Here is a 25,142-nt window from a genome sequence, read left to right on the forward strand (position 1 = left end):
CCTCAGGCCTGCGGGCCGCCCTCGGACATTCCGTGCACCGCCGGGACGGTCCCCAGCCGCCCCTTCTGGAAGTCCTCGAACGCCTGCTGGAGTTCCTCACGGGTGTTCATGACGAACGGGCCGTAGTGAGCCATCGGCTCCCGGATCGGCTGTCCGCCGAGGAGGACGACCTCCAGGTCCGGCGTGTGCGCGTCCTGCCGCTCGTCCGCGCGGACGGTCAGCGAACCGCCGGCGCCGAAGACGGCCGTCTGACCCAGGTGGATCGGACGGCGCTCGGCACCCACCGAGCCCTTGCCCGCCAGCACGTACGCCAGCCCGTTGAAGTCCTCCCGCCACGGCAGGGTGACCTCCGCGCCCGGCGCCACCGTCGCGTGGATCATCGTGATCGGCGTGTGCGTGATGCCGGGACCGGCGTGCCCGTCCAGCTCACCGGCGATGACGCGCAGCAGCGCGCCGCCGTCGGGCGTGGACAGCAGCTGGACGCTGCCGCCGCGGATGTCCTGGTACCTCGGGGCCATCATCTTGTCCTTGGCGGGAAGGTTCACCCACAGCTGGAGGCCGTGGAAGAGGCCGCCCGAGACGACGAGGGACTCCGGCGGCGCCTCGATGTGGAGCAGGCCGGAGCCGGCCGTCATCCACTGGGTGTCGCCGTTGGTGATGGTGCCGCCACCGCCCTGGCTGTCCTGGTGGTCGAAGATGCCGTCGATGATGTAGGTGACGGTCTCGAAGCCACGGTGCGGGTGCCAGGGGGTGCCCTTGGGCTCGCCCGGCGCGTACTCCACCTCACCCATCTGGTCCATCATGATGAACGGGTCGAGGTGGCGGTAGTTGATCCCGGCGAACGCCCGGCGCACCGGGAAGCCCTCACCCTCGTAACCGCTCGGCGCGGTCGTGACGGCGAGCACGGGACGGGCCACGGCGTCAGCCGGTGCGGCCACCCGAGGGAGGGTGAGCGGGTTCTCGACAGTCACTGCAGGCATGTTGGCTCCTCCTTGTGCGCCCAGTTTAGTTGAGCGTTGAACTTTCTGCCACCCCTAACGACGAAGGCCCGGAGGGCATTCCCTCCGGGCCCGTTCGTCCCCCGTTCGGTGGATCAGTTGCTGAAGTAGAGGTAGTTCCACGCACCGTAGGTAGTGGAGTTCACGGTGTCGCCGGACGACCCGTTGACGTACACCGAACGCATCCGCGCCCGGAGGCCGGACTCGCCGGGAGCGTCGAACTGCACGTACGACTTGCCGTTCGTGCCGAGCCTGAAGTACTCGGAGTCCGTCGAGTACCACCGGCCCTGGTAGTAGACCTCAAGGTCCAGGCGGTGCTCACGGCCCGGGTAGTAGGTCATGGTCGTGTTGAACACCGGGCCGGTGTTCTTGTGGAACCAGCGGTACGACGTCGAACCGATCTTCGCCGTCTTGTAGTACTTGGAGAGCGAGGTGGAGATCTTGACCCGCGCGTACGCGGTGACCTTCGCGGTCTTCGGCGCGTAGCGGCCGTCCCCGTCGAAGACCGCGGTGACGGCCGTGTCGCGGGTCATGTCCACCCAGGCGGCGATGTTCCCGTGGGAGTCCACCGTGCCGGTCTTGATCAGCTTCTTGCCCTTGTCGCTGCCGAAGGGGTCCGCGTAGATCTTGACCGAGCGGTTCTTGTACGTCGTCCCGAGGTGCGCGGTGAACTTCACGTCGGCGCCGTAGTTGTAGAGCTTGCCGTTGTTGTTCAGGCTCAGGCTCGTGCCCGCGCGGGAGACCGAGACCTTGTCGGACGCGGTGGCCGCGGTGTGGCCGGCGTCGCCCGCGTAGGTCACCTTGTAGGTGACCGTGCCGCCGGCCGGCGGGGTGTCGGTGAAGGAGTAGGTGCCGTCCGCCTTGACGGTGACGGCGGCGAGCGCCTTGCCGCTGGGGCTCTCGACGTCGGTACGGGTGACGGAGAGCCTGGCCCCGGCGGGCAGCGGGACCGTCGCCGAGAGCTTGCCGGTGACGGTGAGCCTCTTGGCGCGGGGCGCCGAGCTCGGGGCGTTGACCGTGAGCGTCGGCACGTTGAGCGTCGGCTGGGTCAGGACCTTGAGGGTGTAGGAGCCGCCGTTCGACGCCAGCGCGAAGATCCGCGAGGAGTCCGGCGCCCAGCGCAGGTTGCCGGTGGCGTAGTCGGTCGAGGTGCCGAGGGTGTAGGTGCGCAGCGGCTTGGTGGCGTCGGGCCGGTAGACGGCGACCTTGCCGGCGTTGAACTGGGCCACCAGCCCGTTCGGCGCGATGTCGGCGCTCCACGCGCCGGGGTAGGAGCCGGCCTTGCTGAACTTGCCGTCCGCCCACGCGTCCCGGTCGGTGCCGTTGACCAGCACCTGGTCGGCGCCGGGGACGAGGTCGATGTCCGCGATGCCGTTGTTCAGGGTGTAGTCGCCGGAGTACCAGGCGGTGGCCTTGGTGGTGGCGCCGGAGACGTCGACAACGGCCATGGAGTCGGTGGAGATGCCGGTCTCGCCGACGGCCAGCACGCCCGGCCGGTTCGGGTCGGTGTCCAGCAGCGCCTGACCCCAGACACCGACCGAGGTGCCCTCGGTGGGGAACTGCGCCATCACCACCGGGTCGGTCCCGCCCGCCGGGTCCACCGACGGGTCGATGGAGCCGATGTCGCCGTCCCACTGGTCGCCGTACGAGAACCACGCCTTGCCGCCGGTGAAGGCCAGGTGGCGGGGGCCGGTGTCGGTCGGGATGCTGTACGTCGTCCTCACATCCAGCGTGGCCGGGTCGAGGGCGAGGATCCGATGGGTGTTGGGCACGGCCGCGTACAGGGTGCTGCCGTCGTCCGACAGCGCCAGGTCGCTGACGCTGCCGAGGCCGGTGGCCGAGTCGACGAGGGTGCCGTTGTAGTCGGAGGCGACGATCCGGCCGTTCGCCGCGTCGCCGACGAACACCCGCTGGAGGGTGCCGTCCACGACGAACCCCCCGATGTTGGTGACGGTGGTGGCGGCCGCCGAGGCGGTCCCCGCCGCCACGACGCTCAGCGCCGCCGAGCTGAAGACGACCGCGAGCGCCGTCGCGACCGAAGTGCTGCGCATGCGCACAGTGCTGAAACCCCCAGAGAGAACCCGGGTTCGCCGGGTGGATGAGAGCGCCGCGCGGCGCCCGGAGACGACCGCAGGAATAGCGGTGACGCCCGGGGCGCGGCTGCCAGGGGAAGCCTATGGCATGGCTGTGACAAAGATGGGGTGAGTTTTCAGAGGCGCTCTCCGCGGCGCCCCGTCAGGGGCGCGAGGAACAGCGCGACCGTCACCCGTACATCCGCCGCATCGCGAACTCCACCATCTGCTCGACCGCCTTGGCGTCGAAGACCATCCGGTGCTCGCCCTCCATGTCGAGGACGAAGCCGTAGCCGGTCGGGAGCAGGTCGATCACCTCGGCGCCGGTGATGACGAAGTACTTGGACTCCTTGCCCGCGTACCGGCGCAGCTCCTTCAGCGAGGTGAACATCGGGATCACCGGCTGCTGGGTGTTGTGCAGCGCGAGGAACCCGGGGTTGTCGCCGCGCGGGCAGTAGACCTTGGACGTGGCGAAGACCTGCTGGAAGTCCTCGGCGGTGACCTGACCGGTGGTGAAGGCACGGACCGCGTCCGCGAGGGACGGCGGGGACGGCTCGGGGTAGAGCGGCGCCTGCTGGCCGTAGCCGCCCGGCATCTGCTGCTGGGGCTGGGCGTACTGCTGCTGAGCGGCCCCACCGTCCATGGGCTGGCCGTATCCATACATGCGCGCAAGCCTACCGAGACACGCGGTGCACAGGAGAAGGTAGACCCTTCTCACACTTCACCCGTGGGGGTTGCGTCTTATTACCGGCGGGTAGCATCATCGGAGCTACTCGTTGGTATGTGAAAGCTTGCGCGAGGATTCAGTGCCTCGCCGATCCGGATACGGAGCCGTCACCATGGGGCACTACAAGTCCAACCTCCGCGACATCGAGTTCAACCTCTTCGAAGTGCTCGGTCGCGACAAGCTGTACGGCACCGGCCCGTTCGGCGAGATGGACACCGACACCGCGAAGAGCGTCCTGGAGGAGCTGACCCGACTCGCCGAGAACGAGCTGGCGGAGTCCTTCGCCGACGCCGACCGCAACCCGCCGGTCTTCGACCCGGAGACCAACACCGCCCCGGTCCCGGCGTCCTTCAAGAAGAGCTACAAGGCCTTCATGGACTCCGAGTACTGGCGCCTCGGCCTGCCCGAGGAGATCGGCGGCACCACCGCTCCCCCGTCGCTGATCTGGGCGTACGCGGAGCTGGTCCTCGGCGCGAACCCGGCCGTGTGGATGTACTCCTCCGGCCCGGCGTTCGCCCGCATCCTCTTCGAGGAGGGCACCGAGGAGCAGAAGAAGTGGGCGCAGCTCGCCGTGGACCGCACCTGGGGTTCGACCATGGTGCTCACCGAGCCCGACGCCGGTTCGGACGTCGGCGCCGGCCGTACCAAGGCGGTCCAGCAGGAGGACGGCTCCTGGCACATCGAGGGCGTGAAGCGCTTCATCACCTCCGGTGAGCACGACATGGAGGAGAACATTCTCCACTACGTGCTGGCCCGTCCCGAGGGCGCCGGTCCCGGCACCAAGGGCCTGTCCCTCTTCCTCGTCCCGAAGTACCTCTTCGACTTCGAGACCGGCGAGCTGGGCGAGCGCAACGGCGTCTACGCCACGAACGTCGAGCACAAGATGGGCCTGAAGGCCTCCAACACCTGTGAGATGACCTTCGGCGACCGCCACCCGGCCAAGGGCTGGCTGATCGGCGACAAGCACGACGGCATCCGCCAGATGTTCCGGATCATCGAGTTCGCCCGCATGATGGTCGGCACGAAGGCCATCTCGACGCTGTCCACCGGCTACCTGAACGCCCTCGAGTACGCCAAGGAGCGCGTCCAGGGTCCGGACCTCGCGAACTTCATGGACAAGACCGCGCCCAAGGTCACCATCACCCACCACCCCGACGTCCGCCGCTCGCTGATCACGCAGAAGGCGTACGCCGAGGGCATGCGCGCCCTGGTCCTCTACACCGCCTCCATCCAGGACGCCATCGCCGTCAAGGAGGCGAACGGCGAGGACGCCAAGGCCGAGCACGCGCTGAACGACCTGCTCCTGCCGATCGTCAAGGGCTACGGCTCCGAGAAGGGCTACGAGCAGCTGGCCCAGTCGCTGCAGACCTTCGGCGGCTCCGGCTTCCTGCAGGAGTACCCGATCGAGCAGTACATCCGCGACGCCAAGATCGACACCCTGTACGAGGGCACCACCGCCATCCAGGGCCAGGACTTCTTCTTCCGGAAGATCGTCCGCAACCAGGGCGCGGCGCTGAACTCGCTCGCCGAGGACATCAAGAAGTTCCTGGCGCTCGGCACCGGCGGCGAGGAGCTGGCGGGCGCCCGCGAGCACCTCGCGAAGGCGGCCGTCGAGCTGGAGGCGATCGTCGGCCTGATGCTGACCGACCTCGCGGCCACCGAGCAGGACGTCAAGAACATCTACAAGGTGGGCCTGAACACCTCCCGCCTGCTGCTCGCCTCCGGTGACGTGATCGTCGGCTACCTGCTGCTCAAGGGCGCCGCGATCGCCGCCGAGAAGCTGGAGACGGCGTCCTCCAAGGACAAGCCGTTCTACACCGGCAAGATCGCGGCGGCGAAGTTCTTCGCGGCCAACGTGCTGCCGGGCGTCACCCTGGCCCGCAAGATCGCGGCCGACGTCGACCTCGACCTGATGGAGCTGGACGAGGCCGCTTTCTGAGCCACCCGGTCCGTTCCCCGGAGGCCCGTTTCCCCCTGTGATGTCCTGGAGGGAGCGGGCCTCCGGGCGTCGTTAAGGTGAAGCACATGAGTTTCGATCGCGGCCACACCGACGACCTGATGTCCTTCCTCGCGGCCAGTCCGACGCCGTACCACGCGGTGGCGAACGCCGCCGGCCGGCTGGAGAAGGCCGGTTTCCGGCAGGTCGCCGAGACGGATGCGTGGGACGGGACGAGCGGCGGCCGGTACGTCCTGCGCGGCGGGGCGCTCATCGCCTGGTACGTCCCCGAGGGCGCCGCGCCGCACACGCCGTTCCGGATCGTCGGCGCGCACACCGACTCCCCGAACCTGCGGGTCAAGCCCCGCCCGGACACCGGCGGGCACGGCTTCCGCCAGGTCGCCGTGGAGATCTACGGCGGTCCGCTGATGAACTCGTGGCTCGACCGGGACCTGGGGCTGGCCGGCCGGCTCAGCCTGCGGGACGGCTCCACCCGCCTCGTCGACGTGCACCGGCCGCTGCTGCGGGTGCCGCAGCTCGCCATCCACCTGGACCGGGCGGTCAGCAGCGACGGGCTCAAGCTGGACAAGCAGCGCCATCTCCAGCCGATCTGGGGCCTGGGCGACGACATCCGCGACGGCGACCTCATCGCCTTCCTGGAGCAGGAGGCCGGCCTGTCGCCCGGCTCGGTCACCGGCTGGGACCTGATGACCTACGCCGTCGAACCGCCGGCCTACCTGGGCCGCTCCGAGGAGCTGCTGGCCGGCCCCCGGATGGACAACCTGCTCTCCGTGCACGCCGGTACGGCCGCCCTGGCGGCCGCGGCGACGGGCGGCGCGGAACTGGCGCACGTCCCCGTGCTCGCCGCCTTCGACCACGAGGAGACCGGCTCCCAGTCGGACACCGGCGCGGACGGACCGCTGCTCGGCACCGTCCTGGAGCGCTCGGTACTGGCGCGCGGCGGGTCGTACGAGGACCGGGCACGGGCCCTCGCGGGCACCGTCTGCCTCTCCTCCGACACCGGTCACGCCGTCCACCCCAACTACGCGGAGCGACACGACCCGACGCACCACCCCCGCGTCAACAGCGGCCCGATCCTCAAGGTCAACGTCAACAACCGCTACGCGACGGACGGTACGGGCCGTGCGGTCTTCGCCGCCGCCTGCGAACGGGCCGGCGTCCCCTTCCAGACCTTCGTCTCCAACAACTCCATGCCGTGCGGCACCACGATCGGCCCGATCACCGCGGCCCGCCACGGCATCCAGACCGTCGACATCGGCGCGGCGATCCTGTCGATGCACAGCGCCCGCGAACTCTGCGGCGCCGACGACCCGTTCCTCCTGGCGAACGCGCTGGTGGCGTTCCTGGAGGGCTAGTTGCACATGTCCCGCCCGCTCCCGGGTACTCGGTGTGGACCGGAACCACCACCGAACCTGAAGGGGAGGAACCGCTCATGGGGCTCGGCGGGTGCATCATCCTCATCGCCGTGGGGGCCATCCTCACGTTCGCGACCGACTGGCACATGCAGGGCGTCAACCTCGACGTCGTCGGCCTGATCCTGATGGTCGTCGGCATCATCGGTGTCGCCACCTTCAGCAGCATCGCCCGCCGTCGGCGGGTCATGGTGCCGCCGACTTCGACGGTCGTCGAGGAGGAACGGCACCATCACCACCGTGACGGATACACCGACGGGTACGGCGTCTAGGGCGGGTGCGGCGCTGCCTCAGGCGTCCTGGTCCATTCCGGCCAGGACCAGAGGCAGACGGCTCGCCCCGCCCTCCGTGATCCGCACCGGCACCCCCCAGTCCTGCTGATGCACATGGCAGGCGGGATACGCGTTCGCCGGGTCGTCGTCACAGCTCGCGGCCATCGCCGAGACGTGCAGGACGCCCTCGGTGACGGCCGGGTTGAGGTCCACCTCTCTCGTCAGGTCGGTGTCCGCCCCCTCGCCCTTGAGGAGCAGCTCCGGCGGGGTCGAGGAGACCAGCAGGCGGGTCGACGGGCCGTACCGGGTGTCCAGTTTCTGGCCCGCCGGGGCCTGGAAGATCACGTCGAGGCGGAGACGGCCGGGGGCCACCTCGGTCGCCGCCCGCCGGGTCCGGTGCGCGACCGACGCCACCCGGACCGCCTCCTCGGGCAGGCGCAGGCGGGTCAGCCGGTGCCGGGCCGACTCCACCACCACGATGTCCTCGCCGACCAGCACCGCGTCGCTCGGCTCCCGCAGGTCCGTGGCCAGCGTGGTGACCTCGCCGGTCGCGGGGTCGTAGCGGCGCAGCGCGTGGTTGTAGGTGTCGGCGACGGCGACGGACCCGTCGGGGAGCGCGGTCACCCCCAGCGGATGCTGGAACAGGGCCTGCCCGGCGGCGCCGTCGCGGTGTCCGAAGTCGAAGAGACCGGTGCCGACGGCCGTGTGGACCCGCCCGTCCGGGTCGACCCAGCGCAGGGCGCTGGTCTCGGAGTCGGCGAGCCACAGGCGGTCCGCGGTGGCCGCGAGACCGGACGGCTGGGCGAACCAGGCCTCGGCGGCCGGGCCGTCCACCAGCCCCTCGTTGGTGGTGCCCGCGGCGACCGCCACGGTCCCCGCCTCCGGGTCGTAGGCCCACAACTGGTGCACGCCGGCCATGGCGATCCACACCCTGCCGCCGAAGACGGCCACGTCCCAGGGTGAGGACAGGTCGATCTCGCGGGCCGGGCCCGAGGTCGGGGAACCCTGCCACCACTGGCGCCCGGTGCCGGCGAGGGTGGTCACCTCGCCGGTGCGGAGGTCCAGGCGGCGCAGGGCGTGGTTCACGGTGTCGGCGACGACCACCGAGCCGTCGTCGAGGAGCGCCAGCCCCTGCGGCTCGCTGAAGGAGGCCTCGGCGGCCGTACCGTCCGCGAGACCGCGCGCACCGGAGCCGATCCGCCGTACGACCGTCTCCGCGTCCTCGGCCAGCTCCACCAGCTGGTGCCGGGTGGTGTCGCTGACCAGGAAGTTCCCCGAGGGCAGCAGCAGGACCTTGCCGGGGAAGCGCAGGGCGGTCGGCTCGGGCTCCGGCGGCACGTACGGGCCGTCACCGCGCCGCAGGGTGCCCTTCGCCTCGTGCTCCGCCTCCAGCTCCTCGACCAGCCGGGCGATCGCGTGCGCGTGCCCCTCACCGGCGTGCTGGGCGACGACGTACCCCTCGGGATCGATCACCACCAGCGTCGGCCAGGCACGGACCGCGTACTGCTTCCAGGTGGCGAGCTCCGGGTCGTCGAGCACCGGGTGCTCGACGCCGTACCGCTCCACGGCGTCGACGACCGCCCGGTGCTCGGCCTCGTGCACGAACTTGGGCGAGTGCACCCCGATGACCACCACGGTGTCCCGGTGCTGCTCCTCCAGCTCACGCAGCTCGTCCAGGACGTGCAGGCAGTTGATGCAGCAGAACGTCCAGAAGTCCAGGACGACGATGCGTCCGCGCAGGTCCGCGAGGGTGTACTGCTTGTCACCTGTGTTCAGCCAGCCGCCCTTGCCGATCAGCTCGGGGGCGCGGACGCGGGCACGGCGCGGGGTGGGGGCCGGGGATGTCTCGCTCATGGATCAAGAGTGCCACTTCCCGCAAGCCGTGCGATCGCGCCTGTGGACAACCAGAGACGCCCCTGGTCAGCGCAGTGCGTGGCCCGTCGTCGCGTCCACGTGGGATGGGACGGCGTCGTGGTGGTCGCCGACCGTGAGGGTGCCGGTCGGTTCGAAGAGGAGGATCGACGCTCCGGCCGGGGCGCTCGGCTTGTGCTCGGTGCCGCGGGGGACGGTGAAGACCGAGCCCCTGGGCAGGACGACCGTGCGCTCCCCGGCCGGCTCCCGCAGGGCGATGCGCAGTTCGCCCTCCAGGACCAGGAAGAACTCGTCGGTGCGGTCGTGGACGTGCCAGATGTGTTCGCCCTCGACCTTGGCGACGCGGACGTCGTAGTCGTTGACGGCGGTGACGATCCGCGGACTCCACAGGGCGCCGAAGGACGCGAGGGCGTGGGCGAGGGAGAGGGGTTCGCTGGTCATGGCGATCATCCTGGGCGGTGGTCCGGCATTCGCGTGAGTGCTAGAAATCGCACATGCCGCAAGGATCCTCTCAGTCCCGGCCCCACCGGGTCGCCGTGATCGTCGACTCGGGGACCAATCCGTTCGAGGTGGGGGTCGCCACCGAACTGTTCGGGCTGCCGCGGCCCGAGCTGGGCCTGCCCGTGCCGCCCTACGAGGTGACGCTCTGCGCGCCCACGCCCGAGGTGCGCATGAACCACGGCTTCTTCACGCTCAGCGGGGTGGCGGGGCTGACGGCCGTGGACGAGGCGGACACGCTGGTCGTACCCGGACGGCCCGACAACGTCGTACCGCGCGGTGCCGACGTCCTCGACGCCGTCCGGCGCGCGCACGCGCGGGGCACCCGGGTGGTGAGTTTCTGCACCGGGACCTTCGCGCTCGCCGAGGCCGGGCTGCTGGACGGGCGGCCGGCCACCACGCACTGGCGCTGGGCGGACACCTTCCGGGACCTGCACCCCCGGGTGCTGCTCCGGCCCGACGTGCTCTTCGTCGACGACGGCGACCTGCTCACCGCCTCCGGCAGCGCGGCAGCGCTCGACCTGGGGCTGCACATCTGGCGCCGGGACCACGGCGCCGAGATGGCCAACGCGGTCTCCCGGCGGCTGGTGTTCGCCTCGCACCGGGACGGCGGCCAGCGGCAGTTCGTGGAGCGTCCGGTGCCCGACGTGCCGGACGATTCGCTCGGCCCGCTGCTCGCCTGGGCGCAGGAGCGGCTGGGCGAGCCCCTCGGTGTGGCGGACCTGGCCGCGCGGGCGGCCGTCTCCCCCGCCACCCTGCACCGCCGGTTCCGCGCCCAGCTGGGCACCACCCCGCTGGCCTGGCTGACCGGCGAACGGGTGGCTCTCGCCTGCCGTCTCATCGAGCGCGGGGAGGAGCGGCTGGAGGTGGTGGCGGCGCGCAGCGGTCTCGGTACCGCCGCCACCCTGCGCGCCCGGCTGCGGCGCGAGACCGGACTCAGCCCGTCGGACTACCGCCGGCGTTTCGGGCCGGTCGGCCGGGAAGGGGTACAGACATGAGATTCCAGGTGCGGGACCGGCTCCTCGGCTTCGGCGAGGACTACTGGATCGAGGACGAGCACGGCGACAAGGTGTTCCTCGTCGACGGCAAGGCCATGCGGCTGCGGGACACGTTCGAGCTGAAGGACCGGCACGGACGGGTGCTCGTCGACTTCCACCAGAAGATGTTCGCCCTGCGCGACACGATGGTGATCGAACGCGAGGGCGAACCGCTGGCCACCATCAGGCGCAAGCGGCTCTCGCTGCTGCGCAACCACTACCGGGTGCGCCTGGCCGAGGGCACCGAGCTGGACGTCAGCGGCCGGATCCTGGACCGCGAGTTCGCCGTCGAGTACGACGGTGAGCTGCTCGCCGTGATCTCCCGGCGCTGGCTGCACGTGCGGGAGACCTACGGCGTCGACGTCGTACGGGACGACGCGGACCCGGCGCTGCTCATCGCGGTCGCGGTGTGCGTGATCCACCTCGCCGACAAGGAGCGGGAGGAGGACTAGGGCGCAACACGTCCTGGCGGCCGGCCGGGACGGGCGGGCAGGACGGGAAAGGCAGGCCTAACGGTGGTGCGGGGGCTCAAGGCCCAGCAGGCGGTCCTTGAGGGCCGGGAACTGTTCGCGGGTCGCGGCGACCTTGGCGGGGTCGAGGTCGACGGTGAGGACCTCCTCGCCCGCGCCCGCCTCGGCCAGTACCTCGCCCCACGGATCCACCACGATCGAGTGACCCGCCTGCGGAACTCCGGCATGTGTCCCGGCCGTTCCACACGCGAGCACGAACGCCTGGTTCTCGACCGCCCGCGCCTGGGCCAGCAGCGTCCAGTGCGCGCGTCGCCGTTCGGGCCAGCCCGCCGAGACGACCATCGTCTCGGCGCCGGCGTCGACCAGTCCGCGGAAGAGCTCGGGGAACCGGAGGTCGTAGCAGGTGGCCACCCCCAGGGTGGTTCCGGGGAGCCGGACCGTCACCAGTTCCTGCCCGGCGCCCATCAGCACCGCCTCGCCCTTGTCGAAGCCGAAGCGGTGGATCTTGCGATAGGCCGCGGTCAGGTCACCGGAGGGGGAGAAGACGAGAGCCGTGTTGTAGAGGGGGCCGTCCGGGTCCCGTTCCGGGATCGAGCCGGCGTGCAGCCAGACGCCCGCGTCGCTCGCCGCCTTGGCCATCGCCTCGTACGTCGGACCTTCGAGCGGCTCGGCCTCGGTGGCGAACCGCTCGTAGGCGAACGCACCCGTCGTCCACAGTTCGGGCAGCACCACGAGATCGGCTTCCGCCTGCTCGCGCACCAATGCGGCCATGCGTCGCCGACGAGATTCGACCGATTCGCCCTCGTTTACATCGATCTGGATGAGCGAGGCGCGCACACTACCACCGTCCTGGCATTCGAGCCGTCCATACGGGCCTACGATCGTCACACGAAAGCACTGCCGGGGTGCCTCACAGCAGCGTAACTTAGCGTCTCAAGACACCCGCCGACAGCAGCCCACCTCCCGCTGGCAGCGCCGCCACAACCTGCCCGAGTACCGACCGCCGAGGGGTCCCGTTTCCGTGAGTCTGCATCCCACCCTCCAGCCCTACGCCGACGCCTGGACCCACTCCATCGAAGCGATATCCGAGCTGGTGACGCCTCTGGTCGAGGGGGAGTGGAACCGGCGGACGCCATGCCCGGGCTGGTCGGTGCGGGACGTGGTCTCCCATGTCATCGGCCTGGACTGCGAGATGCTCGGCGACCCGCGCCCCATCCACACCCTGCCGCGCGACCTCTTCCACATCACCAACGAGCACCAGCGCTACATGGAGATGCAGGTCGACGCCCGCCGTCACCACACGGCGCCCGAGATGACCTCCGAGCTGGAGTACACGATCATCCGCCGCAACCGTCAGCTGCGCAACGAGTCGCGGGAGCCGGGGCACATCGTGCGCGGGCCGATGGGCAAGGAGATCACCCTCGAAGAGGCCATGCGCAACCGCGCGTTCGACGTGTGGGTGCACGAGCAGGACCTGCGGGCGGCTCTCGGCCGGCCCGGCAACCTGGACTCGCCGGGCGCGCAGGTCGCCCGGGACGTGCTGCTCGCCGAGCTGCCCCGGGTGGTCGCCAACGACGCGGACGCCCCGCGCAGTTCGGCCGTCATCTTCGACGTGCACGGGCCGGTCGAGTTCCTGCGCACCATCCGTATCGACATCCAGGGCCGCGGCACCCTGGAGGCCACCCCGGCTCTCGGCCCCGCCGCCGTCTTCACCCTCGACTGGGAGACGTACGTCCGGCTGGCCTGCGGCCGCACCTCCGCGGACGCGGTCGCGGACCGGGTGAAGGCGGAGGGCGACCCGGAACTGACGGCGGCGATCCTGCGCCACTTCGCGGTCACCCAGTAGGACGGTCGGCGGGCGGACGCCGGTCATGCGCCGACGGCAGGCGGACGGCGGTAATTCGCTGTCTCCCGTGGACCGCGGACGCCTACCGTGCCCGGCATGACCGCTGCCACCGCACCACACGACGACCTCCCGCCCCGCCTCACCCGCCTCACCTTCCACGGACCCCTCTCGGAGGCCCGCGCGACCGCGATGGTTCGGCGTCTCGCCGCCACGCGCCCCGCCGGCGTGCTGGACATCGGCTGCGGCTGGGGCGAGTTCCTGCTCCGGCTGCTGGAGGCCGTACCGGGGGCGCGGGGCGTCGGGGTGGATCTGAACGCGCGGGACCTGGAGCGGGGCCGCCGGGCCGCCGAGGCGCGGGGGCTGGCGGACCGGGTGGAGTTCGCCGAGGAGTCCGCCGTCGGAACCGCCCGTGGCCCGGCCGACGTGGTGCTGTGCCTCGGCGCGAGCCAGGCGCTCGGCGACGAGCCGGTGACGGCGCTGCGGGAACTGCGCCGCCTGGTGACCGAGGGGGGCCGGGTCCTGCTGGGCGAGGGCTTCTGGCAGCGCGTCCCGACGGACGCCGAGCTGTCCCGGATGTGGCCGGGTGCCTCGGTGGCCGACCACCACCAGCTGGCGGAGCTGGCCGACCTGGCGGTCGCCGCGGGTTTCCGCCCCGAGTGGATCGAGACGGCCGGCCCGGACGAGTGGGAGGAGTTCGAGTCGGCCTACCAGGCGGACCAGGAGGTGTGGCTGGCGGCGCACCCCGGTCACCCCCTGGCGGCACGGACCCGGGAACGCCTGGACGCCCACCGCACGGCCTGGCTGACCTATCGAGGCGTCCTGGGCCTGGCCTACCTGACCCTGGTCCCGACGACGGCCGAACCACCCTCGACGGCCTGAACCACCCGCGCACGGGCGGGAGGACGGACTACGCGGGCACGTGCACCGTCTCCACCCGGCTCGCCACCAGCCGCTCCCGCTCCCGCCGGACGGCTCGCCCCCGCAACCGCAGGATCTGGCTCACGCCCAGTGCCTGCAGCACGAACACGCACGAGAACGCCACCGTGTAGTTGTCGCCGGTCGCGTCCAGCAGCACCCCGACCGCGAACAACGTCGTCATCGAGGCCACGAAACCACCCATGTTGGTGATCCCGGACGCGGTCCCCTGCCGCTCGGGCGGGTTGGCGGGCCGCGCGAAGTCGAAACCGATCATCGACGCGGGTCCGCACGCCCCCAGCACCGTGCACAGCACCACCAGCAGCCACATCGGCGCGTGGTCGCCGGGATACGCCAGGGTCGCCGCCCAGACGAGCGCGGTCGCCCCGACCGTGCCCAGCGCCAGCGGCAGCCGCGCCGTGTGGTGCCGGGCGACGATCTGGCCGTAGACCAGTCCCACCGTCATGTTGGAGAGGACGACCAGGGTCAGCAGCTCCCCGGCCGTGGCACGGGACAGCCCCTGCGCCTGCACCAGGAACGGCAGCCCCCACAGCAGCAGGAAGACCATCGCGGGGAACTGGGTGGTGAAGTGCACCCACAGACCGAGCCGGGTCCCCGGCTCCCGCCAGGACGCGGCGATCTGCCTGCGCACGTAGGCCGCTCCCTGGTGCGGGAAGGGCTCCGGCTCGTATCCCTCGGGGTGGTCCTTCAGGAACAGGAACACGAGGACGAGGACGACCGCGCCGGCCAGCGCGCTGCCCGCGAACGCCGGGGTCCAGCCCAGTCCGTGCAGCAGCCGGGCCAGGACCAGGGTGGAGACGAGGTTGCCCGCCATGCCGACCAGGCCGGCCAGCTGGGCGATCATCGGGCCGCGCCGGACCGGGAACCAGCGGGTGCCGAGCCGCAGCACGCTGATGAACGTCATCGCGTCACCGCAGCCGAGCAGCGCGCGCGAGGCGAGCGCGGTGCCGTACGAGGGGGAGAAGGCGAAGCCGAGCTGTCCGGCGGTGAACAGCACCGCGCCGATGGTCAGCACCTTCTTCGTGCCTAGGCGGTCGACCAGCAGGCCGACGGGTATCTGCATGCCGGCGTAGACCAGCAGCTGGAGGATCGAGAAGGTGGACAGGGCGGAGGCGCCGACGTGGAAACGGTCGGCCGCGTCGAGGCCGGCCACCCCGAGGGAGGTACGGAAGATGACGGCGACGAAGTAGACCGCGACGCCTATGCCCCACACGGCGACGGCCCGGCGGCCGCCCGGGGGATCACCGGGCAACGGCGTGCCGCTGCGGCTCATCGGACCTCACCCCGCGCCAGGTGCGAGAACCAGTCGACGTGCCGGTGCACGAGGTCGACCGCGCGATCGGCGTCCCCCGCGCGCAGCGCGTCCAGGATCTCCTCGTGCTCGGTGAGCGACTTGGCGATCCGGTCGGGGTGGGCGTGCATGATGGCGACGCCCATCCGCAGCTGCCGGTCGCGCAGCTGGTCGTAGAGCCGGGAGAGGATCCCGTTGCCGCCGTCGCGGACGATCTCGGCGTGGAAGCAGCGGTCGGTGACGGCTGCGGCGGCCAGGTCACCGGCGGAGGCCTCGGCCTTCTGCCGGTCGAGCAGTTCCTGGAGGCGGGCCACCAACGCGGCCGACGGGGGTACGGCCTTGCGCACCGCGTGTTCCTCGACCAGCATCCGGGTCTCCACCACGTCCGCGATCTCCTGCGCGGAGACGGGCAGCACCATGGCGCCCTTCTTCGGGTAAAGCCTGATCAAACCCTCGACCTCGAGACGCAGCAGCGCCTCGCGGACCGGCGTGCGGGAGACCCCTACGGCCTCGGCCAGCTCGCCCTCGGTGAGGAGGGTGCCGCCTTCGTAGTGACGGTCCAGGACGCCTTGTTTCACATGGGAGTAGACGCGGTCGGCGGCGGGGGGCTGCTTGACGGCCAGGCTCATGCCCACAGCTTAGATACAACGCGTACGCAAGGGAGTACGGCGTCCACCATCCGGACGTGACATACATCGCACCCAGCAACCGCACAACCATCTGTGCTACTTACGTGTCACACACATGCGGCCCCACACGCTTTGGCACCCCCAACTCGGCCGCATCACAGGGGCATTACGACTCGACTCGGGGTATTTCAGTTGATTACCGGCATTAAGGGCACCCGCCTCCGCAAGGCCGTCGCCGTCGCCGTCACGTCCGGCGCGATGCTCGCGACCGGTGCCCTCACCGCGGCACCCGCGCAGGCCGTCACCGCACCCTCGATCGTGGCCAAGGGTGGCTACGTCATGAACAATTCGACGGCGAAGACGCTGTACACGAAGGCAGCCGACACCAAGCGTTCGACCGGCTCGACGACGAAGATCATGACCGCGAAGGTCGTGCTCGCACAGTCGAACCTGAACCTCGACAAGAAGGTCACGATCCAGAAGGCGTACAGCGACTACATCGTCGCCAACACCGCCTCCTCGGCCCACCTGATCGTCGGCGACAAGGTCACCGTCCGCCAGCTGCTCTACGGGCTGATGCTGCCCTCCGGCTGCGACGCCGCCTACGCGCTCGCCGACACGTACGGCACCGGCTCCACCCGCGCGGCGCGCGTCGCCAACTTCATCGCCAAGATGAACACCGCCGCGAAGAACCTGGGCCTGAAGAACACTCACTTCGACTCCTTCGACGGCATCGGCAACGGCAACAACTACTCGACGCCGCGCGACCTGACGAAGATCGCCAGCAGCGCGATGAAGAACGCCACGTTCCGCACGGTCGTCAAGACGAAGAGCTACACGGCGAAGACGATCACCAAGACCGGTTCCACTCGCACCATGGGGACCTGGACCAACACCAACACGCTGCTCTCCAGCTACAGCGGCACGATCGGCGTGAAGACCGGCTCCGGCCCCGAGGCGGGCGCCTGCCTCGTCTTCGCCGCGACCCGCAACGGCAAGACGGTCATCGGCACCGTCCTCGCCTCCAGCAGCTACGCCCAGCGCGCCACGGACGCCACGAAGCTCCTGAACTACGCCTTCGCGACCAACTGACCCACTCCTCACCAGGGCCCGCCGCACCCCATGCGGCGGGCCTTTTGCCATACCCAAAAAGAACTTCGCAGCAGAACTCCCGTTCTTCCCTCGCAATCGTGAACATGCAGGTATGTGACTGGCATATTCGATTTCCTCCGCCCTAGGTTCCGCAGCGGAGGTGGTTCCCATGAACGAACCCAACAAGCAAGCGAAACCCGCCGGCCGCCACGAGGCCATCGACGTCAGCGACTTCGTGTACGCGGCGACCGGAGCGCGAGTACGACGGCTGACCACGCCGGACGGAACGCACTGGTTCCCGGCTGTGGATGTGTGCAAGGAACTCGGGTACACCACACCGAGCAAGGCACTGGCAGATCACGTCCCGGAGGCCCATCGAGAAACTCTCGAGACCGTGACTGGAGGTCACGCTCTCAGCATTCCCGCAGGTAGGCAGTGGCGTCGAGACATGAATCTCATCGATCTCCAGGGCCTGATCATCCTCGTCAACGGCTGCACGAAGCCGACCTGCGCCCCCTTCAAACAGTGGGTCGCGGAGGTCATCGAGACAGTCCAGCGAGAGGGTTCTTACACTCTCGAAGAGGCCGAGGTGCAGCCGACCGAACCGGGGGCGCCCATCGCGTACGCCATGCCGGAGCAGGTCGCCGAGGCCATCGTCCGACTCGAGGCACACAACCTTCAGCTGGACGAGCAACTGGCGAACGGTCAGCGCGAACTGATCGAGTTGCAGAGGAGCACGCTCGCCGTGCAGCAGGCCATGGTCCGGGCCATGGAGCGGATCGCCGACCGGCTCGACGAACTCGTCCTCGAACGCCGCAAGCCCTACGGGCCGCCCGTGGCGCTGCCGACCACCGAGTCCGTACTCGCCGACTGGCGAAGGCGGTTGTCCGTGACCGAGGACGTGTGGACGGTGGCCGTCGTGATCGCCCCGGTTCTCGTCGAGAAGGGTGAGCTGCGCGAGCCGCTCGAATCGATCGCCGCGCGCACCGGCCTGACGGTGCACCGCGTCAACGAGTGTCTCCGGCTGCTGCGCAAGCACGCCTGCATTCACTCGCGGGGTGGGACGGAGGAGGGGGCGCCGGTCTACGTGCTGAACCAGCTCTGAAATGCAGTGGGCGGTCGCAATCCGAAGTTGCGGCCGCCCACTTTCTCAACCTATCCGGTTTCAGCCCCAGGTAATCAACCGTTTCGGCTGTTCGAGGATCGCCGCGATGTCCGCGAGGACCTTGGAGCCGAGTTCGCCGTCGACCAGGCGGTGGTCGAAGCTGAGGGCGAGGGTGGTGACCTGACGCGGCTTCACCTTGCCCTTGTGGACCCACGGCTGGAGTTTGATCGCGCCGATCGCGAGGATCGCCGCCTCGCCCGGGTTGAGGATCGGCGTGCCCGTGTCGATGCCGAAGACGCCGACGTTGGTGATGGTGACCGTGCCGCCCTGCATCGCGGCCGGTGACGTCTTGCCGTCCCGGGCCGTGGCGACCAGCTCGCCCAGCGCCTCGGCGAGCTGTGGGAGCGTCTTCGCGTGGGCGTCCTTGATGTTCGGGACGATCAGGCCGCGCGGGGTGGCCGCGGCGATGCCCAGGTTGACGTAGTGCTTGAGCACGATCTCCTGGTTCGCCTCGTCCCAGGACGCGTTGATGTCCGGGTTGCGCTTGATCGCGACCAGCAGGGCCTTGGCGATGAGGAGGAGCGGGTTGACCCGCAGACCCTGCAGGTCCTTGTCCTGCTTGAGCTCCTCCACCAGCTTCATCGTCCGCGTCACGTCCACCGTCACGAACTCCGTGACGTGCGGGGCCGTGAACGCGGAACCCACCATCGCGGCCGCCGTCGCCTTGCGGACGCCCTTGATGGGGACGCGGGTCTCACGGGCGGTGTCGTACGCGGCGCCGGGGGCCGCGGGAACAGCCGCTGCGGCGGGAGCCTCGGGTGCGGCGGGTGCGGCCGCCGTCGCCTCGGGAGCCGCCGCCACCGCCGCGTGCACGTCCTCGCGCGTGATGATGCCGTCCGGGCCGGACGGGGTCACCGTGGCCAGGTCCACACCCAGGTCCTTCGCCAGCTTGCGCACCGGCGGCTTCGCCAGCGGGCGCGGGCGCTCCTGGGGCGCGTCGGCGGGCACCGCGGGAGCGTGAGCGTGGCCGTTCAGCTCGCCCTGGACCGCGGAGCGGACCGCCGCCTCGGCGACCGTCACCTCCGGCCCCTTGCGCGGGCGGCGCTTGGTGGAGGAGGCGGCCACGCCGTAGCCGACGAGGACCGGCTGACGGCCCTCCGGCTTCTTCTCCGGCTCCGGCGCCACGGCGGCGGGCTCCTCGGCCGGAGCCTGCTGGGCCCCGCCCGCCACGTCCACCGTGATGATCGCGGTGCCCACGTCCACCGTGGTGCCCTCCGCGAAGCGCAGCTCACGCACCACCCCGTCATAAGGAATGGGCAGCTCCACGGCCGCCTTGGCCGTCTCGACCTCGCACACCACCTGACCGTCGCTCACCGTGTCACCCGGCTGGACGTACCACTTGAGGATCTCCGCCTCGGTGAGCCCCTCGCCCACGTCCGGCATCCTGAACTCGCGCACGGACACATCCGTCATCGTCGTCACGACCCTCTCCTCAAAACGCCAGCGAGCGGTCGACGGCATCGAGCACCCGGTCCAGACCCGGCAGGTACTCCTCCTCCAGACGCGCCGGCGGATACGGAGCGTGGTAACCGCCCACCCGGAGCACCGGAGCCTCCAAGTGGTAGAAACAGCGCTCCGTGATCCGGGCGGCGATCTCCGCACCCGAACCGAAGAACACCGGCGCCTCATGCACCACGACCAGCCGCCGGGTCTTCTCCACCGACGCCTGGATCGAATCGAAATCGAGCGGGGAGACGGACCGGAGGTCCAGAACCTCCAAAGACCTGCCCTCCTCGGCGGCCGCGCCGGCGACCTCCTGGCAGAGCTTCACCATCGGGCCGTACGCCGCCAGGGTCAGATCCGTGCCCTCACGCACCACACGGGCCTTGTGCAGCGGACCGGGAATGGCCTCCGGATCGACCTCACCCTTGTCCCAGTACCGCCGCTTCGGCTCGAAGAAAATCACCGGATCGTCACTCTGAATGGCCTGCTGCATCATCCAGTAGGCATCCGACGAACTCGCCGGAGTGACGATCTTCAACCCCGCCACATGCGCGAACAACGCCTCCGGCGACTCCGAGTGGTGCTCGACCGCGCCGATACCACCGCCGTACGGGATCCGCACGACCACCGGCATCTTCACCTTGCCCAGCGAACGCGCATGCATCTTCGCCAGCTGCGTGACGATCTGGTCGTACGCCGGGAAGACGAAACCGTCGAACTGGATCTCCACCACCGGCCGGTAACCCCGCAGCGCCAGACCGATCGCGGTCCCCACGATCCCGGACTCCGCCAGCGGGGTGTCGATGACCCGGCTCTCACCGAAGTCCTTCTGCAGGCCGTCGGTGACCCGGAAGACACCGCCGAGCTTGCCGACGTCCTCACCCATCACCAGCACCTTGGGGTCCGCGTCCAGCGCGCGGCGCAGCGACTCGTTGATCGCCTTGGCCAGAGCCATCTTCTCCGCAGCCACGGTCAGACCCCCTCTACGTCCGCGAACGACGCCTGATAGGCGGCGAACTGGGCTCGTTCCTCGTCGACGAGCGCATGCCCGTCCGCGTACACGTGCTCGAAGACGGCGAAGTGGTCCGGGTCCGGCATCGCCCGCACCGCCTCACGCACCCGCCTGCCCAACGCCTCCGACTCGCTCTCCAGTTCCGCGAAAAATCCCTCGTCCGTGTGGTGCGAGGCCTCCAGATACCGGCGCAGACGCAAAATCGGGTCCTTCGCCTCCCACGCCTCCCGCTCCTCGTCCGCCCGGTACTTGCTCGGATCGTCGGACGTGGTGTGCGCGCCCATCCGGTACGTGTACGCCTCCACCAGCGTCGGGCCCTCACCACTGCGGGCCCGCTCCAGCGCCCACTTCGTCACCGCCAGACACGCCAGCACGTCATTGCCGTCCACCCGCACACCCGGGAAACCAAAACCCTGGGCGCGCTGGTAGAGCGGCACCCGGGTCTGCTTCTCGGTCGGCTCCGAGATCGCCCACTGGTTGTTCTGGCAGAAGAACACCACCGGAGCGTTGTAGACCGCGGAGAAGGTGAACGATTCGGCGACGTCACCCTGGCTGGACGCGCCGTCGCCGAAGTAGGCGATCACCGCGCTGTCCGCGCCGTCCTTGGCGACCCCCATCGCATAGCCCGTCGCGTGCAGCGTCTGGGAGCCGATGACGATCGTGTAGAGGTGGAAGTTGTTGGTGTTGGGGTCCCAGCCGCCGTGGTTGACGCCGCGGAACATGCCCAGCAGGTTGGTCGGGTCGACCCCGCGGCACCAGGCGACGCCGTGCTCCCGGTAGGTCGGGAAGACGTAGTCGTCCTCGCGGGTGGCGCGGCCGGAGCCGATCTGGGCGGCCTCCTGGCCGAGCAGGGAGGCCCACAGGCCCAGCTCGCCCTGCCGCTGCAAGGCGGTGGCCTCGGCGTCGAAACGACGTGTGAGCACCATGTCGCGGTACAGGCCGCGCAGTTCGTCGGGGGTGATCCCGGCGACGTAGGGGTCGTACTCGGCGTTCTTGACCCGCTTGCCCTCGGGGGTCAGCAGCTGCACGAGTTCGGGCTCGGCACTCTTCTTCGTCGTGGTGCGAGGGGTGGTGCGGCTGGTGGTGCGCTTGGTGCCGGTCTTGCTGCCGGTGGTACCGGCCTTGCCTGCGGCGCTGCGTCGCGGTGTGCCCGCGGCACTGCTGTCCACGCTCACGTGTGCTCCTCCGTCGGTCCGGCCCCCGGGGTTGCCGGGTGAACCAGTGCGGCTCACCTGTTTCCGACACCCGTGGCACGGGGTGGGTGCCACTCGGCCGGGAACAGGCGTGACAGGTGCCCCGGCGAGCGCCCTGCAAGATGCACGTTACCCAGTGCGTCACATTTCTGTGAAACCCCTCCTGACCTGCGTTTTTGCTTGGAAATCCAAGTACTTTCCCCTTGGGTTCCCCAGCGGATCGACGCGGGCCGGAAGCTAGCTGGTCAGAGCCTTGCGAGAGGCCGGAGCAACCGCACGTTATCTCGCGGGACCAGGGGACGGGAAGAATGCTTCGCACCTGAGTTCGTCACGGTTCACCCTGTGACCGAAAGCGATCAACAGCGACTGTCTGCAACAACTCCCAGCTCAAGGCCTCATCCGGTGCCCTAGCATCTGCCGCGTGCCGCGCTCACCCGTACCACCCCTCGTGCCCCATGCGCCCCCTCTGGGCGCCTTGCTCCGGCTCTACGCCGCCGGTTCCGCACTCGCCTGCGAGCCCGTGGAACAAGGTCTCCTCAACCGCGGCTACCGCCTCTGCACCACCCGCGGCAGCTACTTCCTCAAGCACCACTTCGATCCGGACACCGCCGACCCCACCGCCATCGAGCGCCGCCATCTGGCCACCCAGCGCCTCGCCGCCGTCGGCGTCCCGGTCGCCCCGCCCCTGGCCCACCGCGACGGCCGGACGGTCGCGGTCGTCGGCGGGCACGCCTACGCGCTGCACCCCTGGATCGACGGCAGGCACCGGCACGGCGGACAGCTCACGCGCGGGGAGTGCACGCGGCTCGGCGCGCTGCTCGGTGCCGTGCACGCCTGCCTGGAACACGTGATGCCGCCCAAGGGGCGCACCCGCCCGGCCGCCGGCCCCCATCCCGTGGAGAGCGCCGACCCGGCCGACACCTTCGCGCTCATCGACGACCTGCTCACCCGGGTCAGCCGCCACCGCCCGGCCGACGCCTTCGACGAACTCGCCCGCCACCGGCTCCTGGAGCGCCGGGCACTCCTGGAGCAGCACGCCGGCCGGCGCCCGCCGCGCGGCGGCCCGGTGGGCTGGGTGCACGGCGACTTCCACCCGTTCAACCTGCTGTACAAGGACGACGACGCCCCCGCCGCGATCGTCGACTGGGACCGGCTCGGGGTGCAGCCGCGCGCGGAGGAGGCGGTACGCGCCGCCGTGATCTTCTTCGTCCGCCCGGCGGGCGCGCTCGACCTGCGCAAGGTGCGCGCGTACGCGCGAGCGTACCGGCGCGCGGCCGGGGCCACGCCCTCGGAGCTGGCCGCGGCCGTGCACCGGGTGTGGTGGGAGCGGCTCAACGACTTCTGGATGCTGCGCTGGCACTACGAGCGCGGCGACACCCGCGCGGACTCCCAGTTCCCCGCCGCCTCGGCCCTCGCCGTGTGGTGGACCAGGGAGTACGAGGCGGTGTGCGACGCGTTCGTGGCGTGACACCGGCCGGTACGACGAAGGCGCCCTCCCGGTGACGGAAGGGCGCCTCGCCCGTGCCTGGTCGCGCCTTGCCGCGCCGTGTCGCGCCTTCTCAGTTACCGAAGGGCGTGGGTGTCCTTCAACCGCCGCCGCCCAGGCCGGAGCCGGAGATCGTGTTGCCCTGGTCGGTCCCGCCGGCGTCGCCGGTGCCCGTCGTGTCGGAGGGCTGCGAGTCCGGCGAGCTCGCCGTGTCGGTCGGCTGCGAGGCGCTGGCCGTCTCGCTCGGCTGGCTGCTCGGCTCGCTGCTCTGCTGCTGGGACTGGCTGTACGACGGGGTCGGCGACTTCGAGTACCCGTTGTGGTTGCCGCTGCCCGAACCGCTCGTGCCGGTCCCCGTGTCCGAGGACGTGGCGCTGGTCTCGTCGGTGGGGCTGGAGCTGGGCGTCTCGTCCTTGGTGGTCTGCGAGGCGCTCGGGGACGTCGACGGCCCGGTGCCGCCGCCGTCGCCGCCGCCACCGCCGTTGTTCAGCGCCAGCGCGACGCCCGCCGCGATGGCGATCACCGCGAGGACGGCCAGGATCCAGAGCTTGCCGCGGCCGCTGCCCTTGTTGCCGTGCCCCTCGAAGCCACCGTCGTCGCCGCCCCCGTAGCCGGAGGGCAGGATCGGCTGCGGGATCTGGGTGGTCCCGGAGGCGGCCGTCGGGTGCGGCATCACGGTCGTACCCGCGAACCCGGAGGCCGGGGTGTGCCGGCCGTCGTGCACGGTGACCGGGCCGGTGCTCCAGGTGCCGGTGTGGCCGCCCTGCTCGTACAGCATCTGCAGGCCGTACTGGACCAGGCCGCGCATCTCCTCGGCGGTCTGGAAACGGTCGTCGGGCTCCTTGGCGAGCGAGCGCATGACCAGGCCGTCCAGCTCCGGCGGGGCCGCGCCCTCGGAGGTCTGGGACGGCGGCACCGGGATGTCCTGGACGTGCTGGTAGACCACCGACAGCGGGGTCTCCCCGATGAACGGCGGCCGCAGCGCGAGGAGTTCGTAGAGCAGACAGCCGGTGGCGTACAGGTCGGAGCGGTGGTCGACGGCCTTGCCGAGCGCCTGCTCCGGGGACAGGTACTGGGGGGTGCCCATGACCATGCCGGTCTGGGTCATCGTCGTGGACGCGCCGTGCAGGGCGCGGGCGATGCCGAAGTCCATCACCTTGACGGAACCGGTCTGGGTGATGATGACGTTGGCAGGCTTGATGTCGCGGTGCACGATGCCGTGCTGGTGCGAGTAGGCCAGCGCCTCCAGCACCCCGGAGACGATGATCAGGGCCTGCTCGGGGCCGGGCGCCTCCGAGTTGATCAGCAGGTCGCGGATGGTGTGGCCCTCGACCAGCTCCATCACGATGTACGGCACCGACTGGCCGCCGACGACGTCCTCTCCCGAGTCGTACACCGCCACGATGGCATGGTGGTTGAGGCCGGCGACCGACTGTGCCTCGCGGGTGAATCGGGCCTTGGAGACCGGGTCCTCCGCCAGGTCGGCGCGGAGCAGCTTGACGGCCACGGTGCGGCCGAGCCGTACGTCCTCGGCCGCGAACACCTCGGCCATGCCGCCCCGGCCGAGACGGTGGGTCAGCCGGTACCGGCCGTCGCCGACCAGGCCCTGGTTGCCCCACATCTCCGGCGCGTCTGACATGCCGCCGCCAGTCGCCTCGGGGTCGGACGGGCCCTGGGCGCTGTGCGTCTGTGCCATCGGTCCTCGCCGTCGTTTCTGCCCGCGGTGCGCGCGGT

The 25,142-nt window shown here is 70.4% G+C and carries 22 protein-coding genes; 10 read left to right on the plus strand and 12 right to left on the minus strand.

Features of this window, described 5'->3' with window-relative positions:
- Positions 1–2: 2 nt before the first annotated feature.
- The 3 genes from ACZ3KP_RS17690 to ACZ3KP_RS17700 all read right to left on the minus strand — a co-directional run bounded on the left by ACZ3KP_RS17690 (position 3) and on the right by ACZ3KP_RS17700 (position 3,734).
- Positions 3–980, minus strand: a complete 978-nt coding sequence (locus ACZ3KP_RS17690) for a pirin family protein (RefSeq protein ID WP_467500528.1) — start codon at positions 978–980, stop codon at positions 3–5.
- 113 nt (positions 981–1,093) lie between these two features.
- Positions 1,094–3,049, minus strand: a complete 1,956-nt coding sequence (locus ACZ3KP_RS17695) for a YncE family protein (RefSeq protein WP_467500530.1) — start codon at positions 3,047–3,049, stop codon at positions 1,094–1,096.
- 211 nt (positions 3,050–3,260) lie between these two features.
- Entirely contained in the window at positions 3,261–3,734 is a 474-nt protein-coding gene (locus tag ACZ3KP_RS17700) for an SseB family protein (RefSeq protein ID WP_132888471.1), read from the minus strand.
- 175 nt (positions 3,735–3,909) lie between these two features.
- On the opposite strand from ACZ3KP_RS17700, the gene ACZ3KP_RS17705 reads away from it, so the two are divergent.
- The 3 genes from ACZ3KP_RS17705 to ACZ3KP_RS17715 all read left to right on the plus strand — a co-directional run bounded on the left by ACZ3KP_RS17705 (position 3,910) and on the right by ACZ3KP_RS17715 (position 7,438).
- Complete coding sequence (locus ACZ3KP_RS17705; protein WP_132888470.1) at positions 3,910–5,736, plus strand: acyl-CoA dehydrogenase; 1,827 nt, start codon at positions 3,910–3,912, stop codon at positions 5,734–5,736.
- A gap of 86 nt (positions 5,737–5,822) precedes the next feature.
- Positions 5,823–7,109, plus strand: a complete 1,287-nt coding sequence (locus ACZ3KP_RS17710; RefSeq protein ID WP_467500533.1) for a M18 family aminopeptidase — start codon at positions 5,823–5,825, stop codon at positions 7,107–7,109.
- Between the two features lie 77 nt (positions 7,110–7,186).
- The gene (locus ACZ3KP_RS17715) at positions 7,187–7,438 is read left to right on the plus strand and encodes a DUF6458 family protein (RefSeq protein ID WP_467500535.1); all 252 of its coding nucleotides are present in this window, start codon (positions 7,187–7,189) and stop codon (positions 7,436–7,438) included.
- 18 nt (positions 7,439–7,456) lie between these two features.
- Here ACZ3KP_RS17715 and ACZ3KP_RS17720 read toward each other — a convergent pair whose 3' ends face one another.
- The gene (locus tag ACZ3KP_RS17720) at positions 7,457–9,292 is read right to left on the minus strand and encodes a thioredoxin-like domain-containing protein (protein ID WP_358971876.1); all 1,836 of its coding nucleotides are present in this window, start codon (positions 9,290–9,292) and stop codon (positions 7,457–7,459) included.
- Between the two features lie 66 nt (positions 9,293–9,358).
- The gene (locus tag ACZ3KP_RS17725) at positions 9,359–9,751 is read right to left on the minus strand and encodes a cupin domain-containing protein (protein ID WP_467500537.1); all 393 of its coding nucleotides are present in this window, start codon (positions 9,749–9,751) and stop codon (positions 9,359–9,361) included.
- Positions 9,752–9,804: 53 nt separating this feature from the next.
- On the opposite strand from ACZ3KP_RS17725, the gene ACZ3KP_RS17730 reads away from it, so the two are divergent.
- Both ACZ3KP_RS17730 and ACZ3KP_RS17735 read left to right on the plus strand, forming a co-directional pair.
- Positions 9,805–10,806, plus strand: coding sequence for a GlxA family transcriptional regulator (locus ACZ3KP_RS17730; protein ID WP_467500539.1), 1,002 nt, complete (start codon positions 9,805–9,807; stop codon positions 10,804–10,806).
- Positions 10,803–11,297 (plus strand): LURP-one-related/scramblase family protein, encoded by a 495-nt coding sequence (locus ACZ3KP_RS17735; protein ID WP_467500541.1) that lies wholly within the window; start codon positions 10,803–10,805, stop codon positions 11,295–11,297. Before ACZ3KP_RS17730 ends, ACZ3KP_RS17735 begins: the two co-directional genes overlap by 4 nt.
- Before the next feature lie 57 nt (positions 11,298–11,354).
- On the opposite strand, the gene ACZ3KP_RS17740 is transcribed toward ACZ3KP_RS17735, so the two are convergent.
- Positions 11,355–12,152, minus strand: a complete 798-nt coding sequence (locus ACZ3KP_RS17740; protein ID WP_360561228.1) for a carbon-nitrogen family hydrolase — start codon at positions 12,150–12,152, stop codon at positions 11,355–11,357.
- A 184-nt stretch (positions 12,153–12,336) separates the two neighbouring features.
- On the opposite strand from ACZ3KP_RS17740, the gene ACZ3KP_RS17745 reads away from it, so the two are divergent.
- A complete protein-coding gene (locus tag ACZ3KP_RS17745) occupies positions 12,337–13,161 on the plus strand; it encodes a maleylpyruvate isomerase family mycothiol-dependent enzyme (protein ID WP_358971861.1) in 825 nt (274 codons plus the stop codon).
- A 96-nt stretch (positions 13,162–13,257) separates the two neighbouring features.
- Positions 13,258–14,040, plus strand: coding sequence for an SAM-dependent methyltransferase (locus ACZ3KP_RS17750; RefSeq protein WP_467500544.1), 783 nt, complete (start codon positions 13,258–13,260; stop codon positions 14,038–14,040).
- Positions 14,041–14,068: 28 nt separating this feature from the next.
- Here the strand turns inward: ACZ3KP_RS17750 and ACZ3KP_RS17755 are convergent, their stop codons facing one another.
- Positions 14,069–15,370 carry an MFS transporter gene (locus ACZ3KP_RS17755; protein WP_358971855.1) on the minus strand — a complete coding sequence of 434 codons (1,302 nt, stop codon included), beginning with the start codon at positions 15,368–15,370 and terminating at the stop codon, positions 14,069–14,071.
- Positions 15,367–16,017, minus strand: a complete 651-nt coding sequence (locus ACZ3KP_RS17760; protein WP_467500547.1) for a GntR family transcriptional regulator — start codon at positions 16,015–16,017, stop codon at positions 15,367–15,369. Before ACZ3KP_RS17760 ends, ACZ3KP_RS17755 begins: the two co-directional genes overlap by 4 nt.
- A 192-nt stretch (positions 16,018–16,209) precedes the next feature.
- Between ACZ3KP_RS17760 and ACZ3KP_RS17765 the strand changes: the two genes are divergently transcribed.
- Positions 16,210–17,109, plus strand: a complete 900-nt coding sequence (locus ACZ3KP_RS17765) for a D-alanyl-D-alanine carboxypeptidase family protein (RefSeq protein ID WP_467500549.1) — start codon at positions 16,210–16,212, stop codon at positions 17,107–17,109.
- Positions 17,110–17,278: 169 nt separating this feature from the next.
- Positions 17,279–18,214 carry a BRO-N domain-containing protein gene (locus ACZ3KP_RS17770; RefSeq protein ID WP_467500551.1) on the plus strand — a complete coding sequence of 312 codons (936 nt, stop codon included), beginning with the start codon at positions 17,279–17,281 and terminating at the stop codon, positions 18,212–18,214.
- Positions 18,215–18,274: 60 nt separating this feature from the next.
- On the opposite strand, the gene ACZ3KP_RS17775 is transcribed toward ACZ3KP_RS17770, so the two are convergent.
- The 3 genes from ACZ3KP_RS17775 to pdhA are packed head-to-tail and all read right to left on the minus strand — an operon-like array spanning position 18,275 to position 21,904.
- Positions 18,275–19,696 (minus strand): dihydrolipoamide acetyltransferase family protein, encoded by a 1,422-nt coding sequence (locus tag ACZ3KP_RS17775; RefSeq protein ID WP_467500553.1) that lies wholly within the window; start codon positions 19,694–19,696, stop codon positions 18,275–18,277.
- Between the two features lie 10 nt (positions 19,697–19,706).
- Entirely contained in the window at positions 19,707–20,672 is a 966-nt protein-coding gene (locus ACZ3KP_RS17780) for an alpha-ketoacid dehydrogenase subunit beta (RefSeq protein ID WP_358972161.1), read from the minus strand.
- A 17-nt stretch (positions 20,673–20,689) separates the two neighbouring features.
- Positions 20,690–21,904, minus strand: a complete 1,215-nt coding sequence (gene pdhA, locus ACZ3KP_RS17785) for a pyruvate dehydrogenase (acetyl-transferring) E1 component subunit alpha (protein ID WP_467500555.1) — start codon at positions 21,902–21,904, stop codon at positions 20,690–20,692.
- 466 nt (positions 21,905–22,370) lie between these two features.
- Here pdhA and ACZ3KP_RS17790 point away from each other — a divergent pair, with 466 nt between their 5' ends.
- The gene (locus tag ACZ3KP_RS17790; protein ID WP_360561312.1) at positions 22,371–23,390 is read left to right on the plus strand and encodes a phosphotransferase; all 1,020 of its coding nucleotides are present in this window, start codon (positions 22,371–22,373) and stop codon (positions 23,388–23,390) included.
- A 118-nt stretch (positions 23,391–23,508) separates the two neighbouring features.
- Here ACZ3KP_RS17790 and ACZ3KP_RS17795 read toward each other — a convergent pair whose 3' ends face one another.
- A complete protein-coding gene (locus ACZ3KP_RS17795; protein WP_467500557.1) occupies positions 23,509–25,104 on the minus strand; it encodes a protein kinase domain-containing protein in 1,596 nt (531 codons plus the stop codon).
- Positions 25,105–25,142: the final 38 nt, after the last annotated feature.

Source organism: Streptomyces sp. NPDC020958 (assembly GCF_055562175.1).

Bases quoted from the DNA above. Each gene is read 5' to 3' on its own strand.
- ACZ3KP_RS17690 (WP_467500528.1), bottom strand. From the start codon at position 980: ATGCCTGCAGTGACTGTCGAGAACCCGCTCACCCTCCCTCGGGTGGCC.
- ACZ3KP_RS17695 (WP_467500530.1), bottom strand. From the start codon at position 3,049: ATGCGCAGCACTTCGGTCGCGACGGCGCTCGCGGTCGTCTTCAGCTCG.
- ACZ3KP_RS17700 (WP_132888471.1), bottom strand. From the start codon at position 3,734: ATGTATGGATACGGCCAGCCCATGGACGGTGGGGCCGCTCAGCAGCAG.
- ACZ3KP_RS17705 (WP_132888470.1), top strand. From the start codon at position 3,910: ATGGGGCACTACAAGTCCAACCTCCGCGACATCGAGTTCAACCTCTTC.
- ACZ3KP_RS17710 (WP_467500533.1), top strand. From the start codon at position 5,823: ATGAGTTTCGATCGCGGCCACACCGACGACCTGATGTCCTTCCTCGCG.
- ACZ3KP_RS17715 (WP_467500535.1), top strand. From the start codon at position 7,187: ATGGGGCTCGGCGGGTGCATCATCCTCATCGCCGTGGGGGCCATCCTC.
- ACZ3KP_RS17720 (WP_358971876.1), bottom strand. From the start codon at position 9,292: ATGAGCGAGACATCCCCGGCCCCCACCCCGCGCCGTGCCCGCGTCCGC.
- ACZ3KP_RS17725 (WP_467500537.1), bottom strand. From the start codon at position 9,751: ATGACCAGCGAACCCCTCTCCCTCGCCCACGCCCTCGCGTCCTTCGGC.
- ACZ3KP_RS17730 (WP_467500539.1), top strand. From the start codon at position 9,805: ATGCCGCAAGGATCCTCTCAGTCCCGGCCCCACCGGGTCGCCGTGATC.
- ACZ3KP_RS17735 (WP_467500541.1), top strand. From the start codon at position 10,803: ATGAGATTCCAGGTGCGGGACCGGCTCCTCGGCTTCGGCGAGGACTAC.
- ACZ3KP_RS17750 (WP_467500544.1), top strand. From the start codon at position 13,258: ATGACCGCTGCCACCGCACCACACGACGACCTCCCGCCCCGCCTCACC.
- ACZ3KP_RS17755 (WP_358971855.1), bottom strand. From the start codon at position 15,370: ATGAGCCGCAGCGGCACGCCGTTGCCCGGTGATCCCCCGGGCGGCCGC.
- ACZ3KP_RS17760 (WP_467500547.1), bottom strand. From the start codon at position 16,017: ATGAGCCTGGCCGTCAAGCAGCCCCCCGCCGCCGACCGCGTCTACTCC.
- ACZ3KP_RS17770 (WP_467500551.1), top strand. From the start codon at position 17,279: ATGAACGAACCCAACAAGCAAGCGAAACCCGCCGGCCGCCACGAGGCC.
- ACZ3KP_RS17780 (WP_358972161.1), bottom strand. From the start codon at position 20,672: ATGGCTCTGGCCAAGGCGATCAACGAGTCGCTGCGCCGCGCGCTGGAC.
- ACZ3KP_RS17795 (WP_467500557.1), bottom strand. From the start codon at position 25,104: ATGGCACAGACGCACAGCGCCCAGGGCCCGTCCGACCCCGAGGCGACT.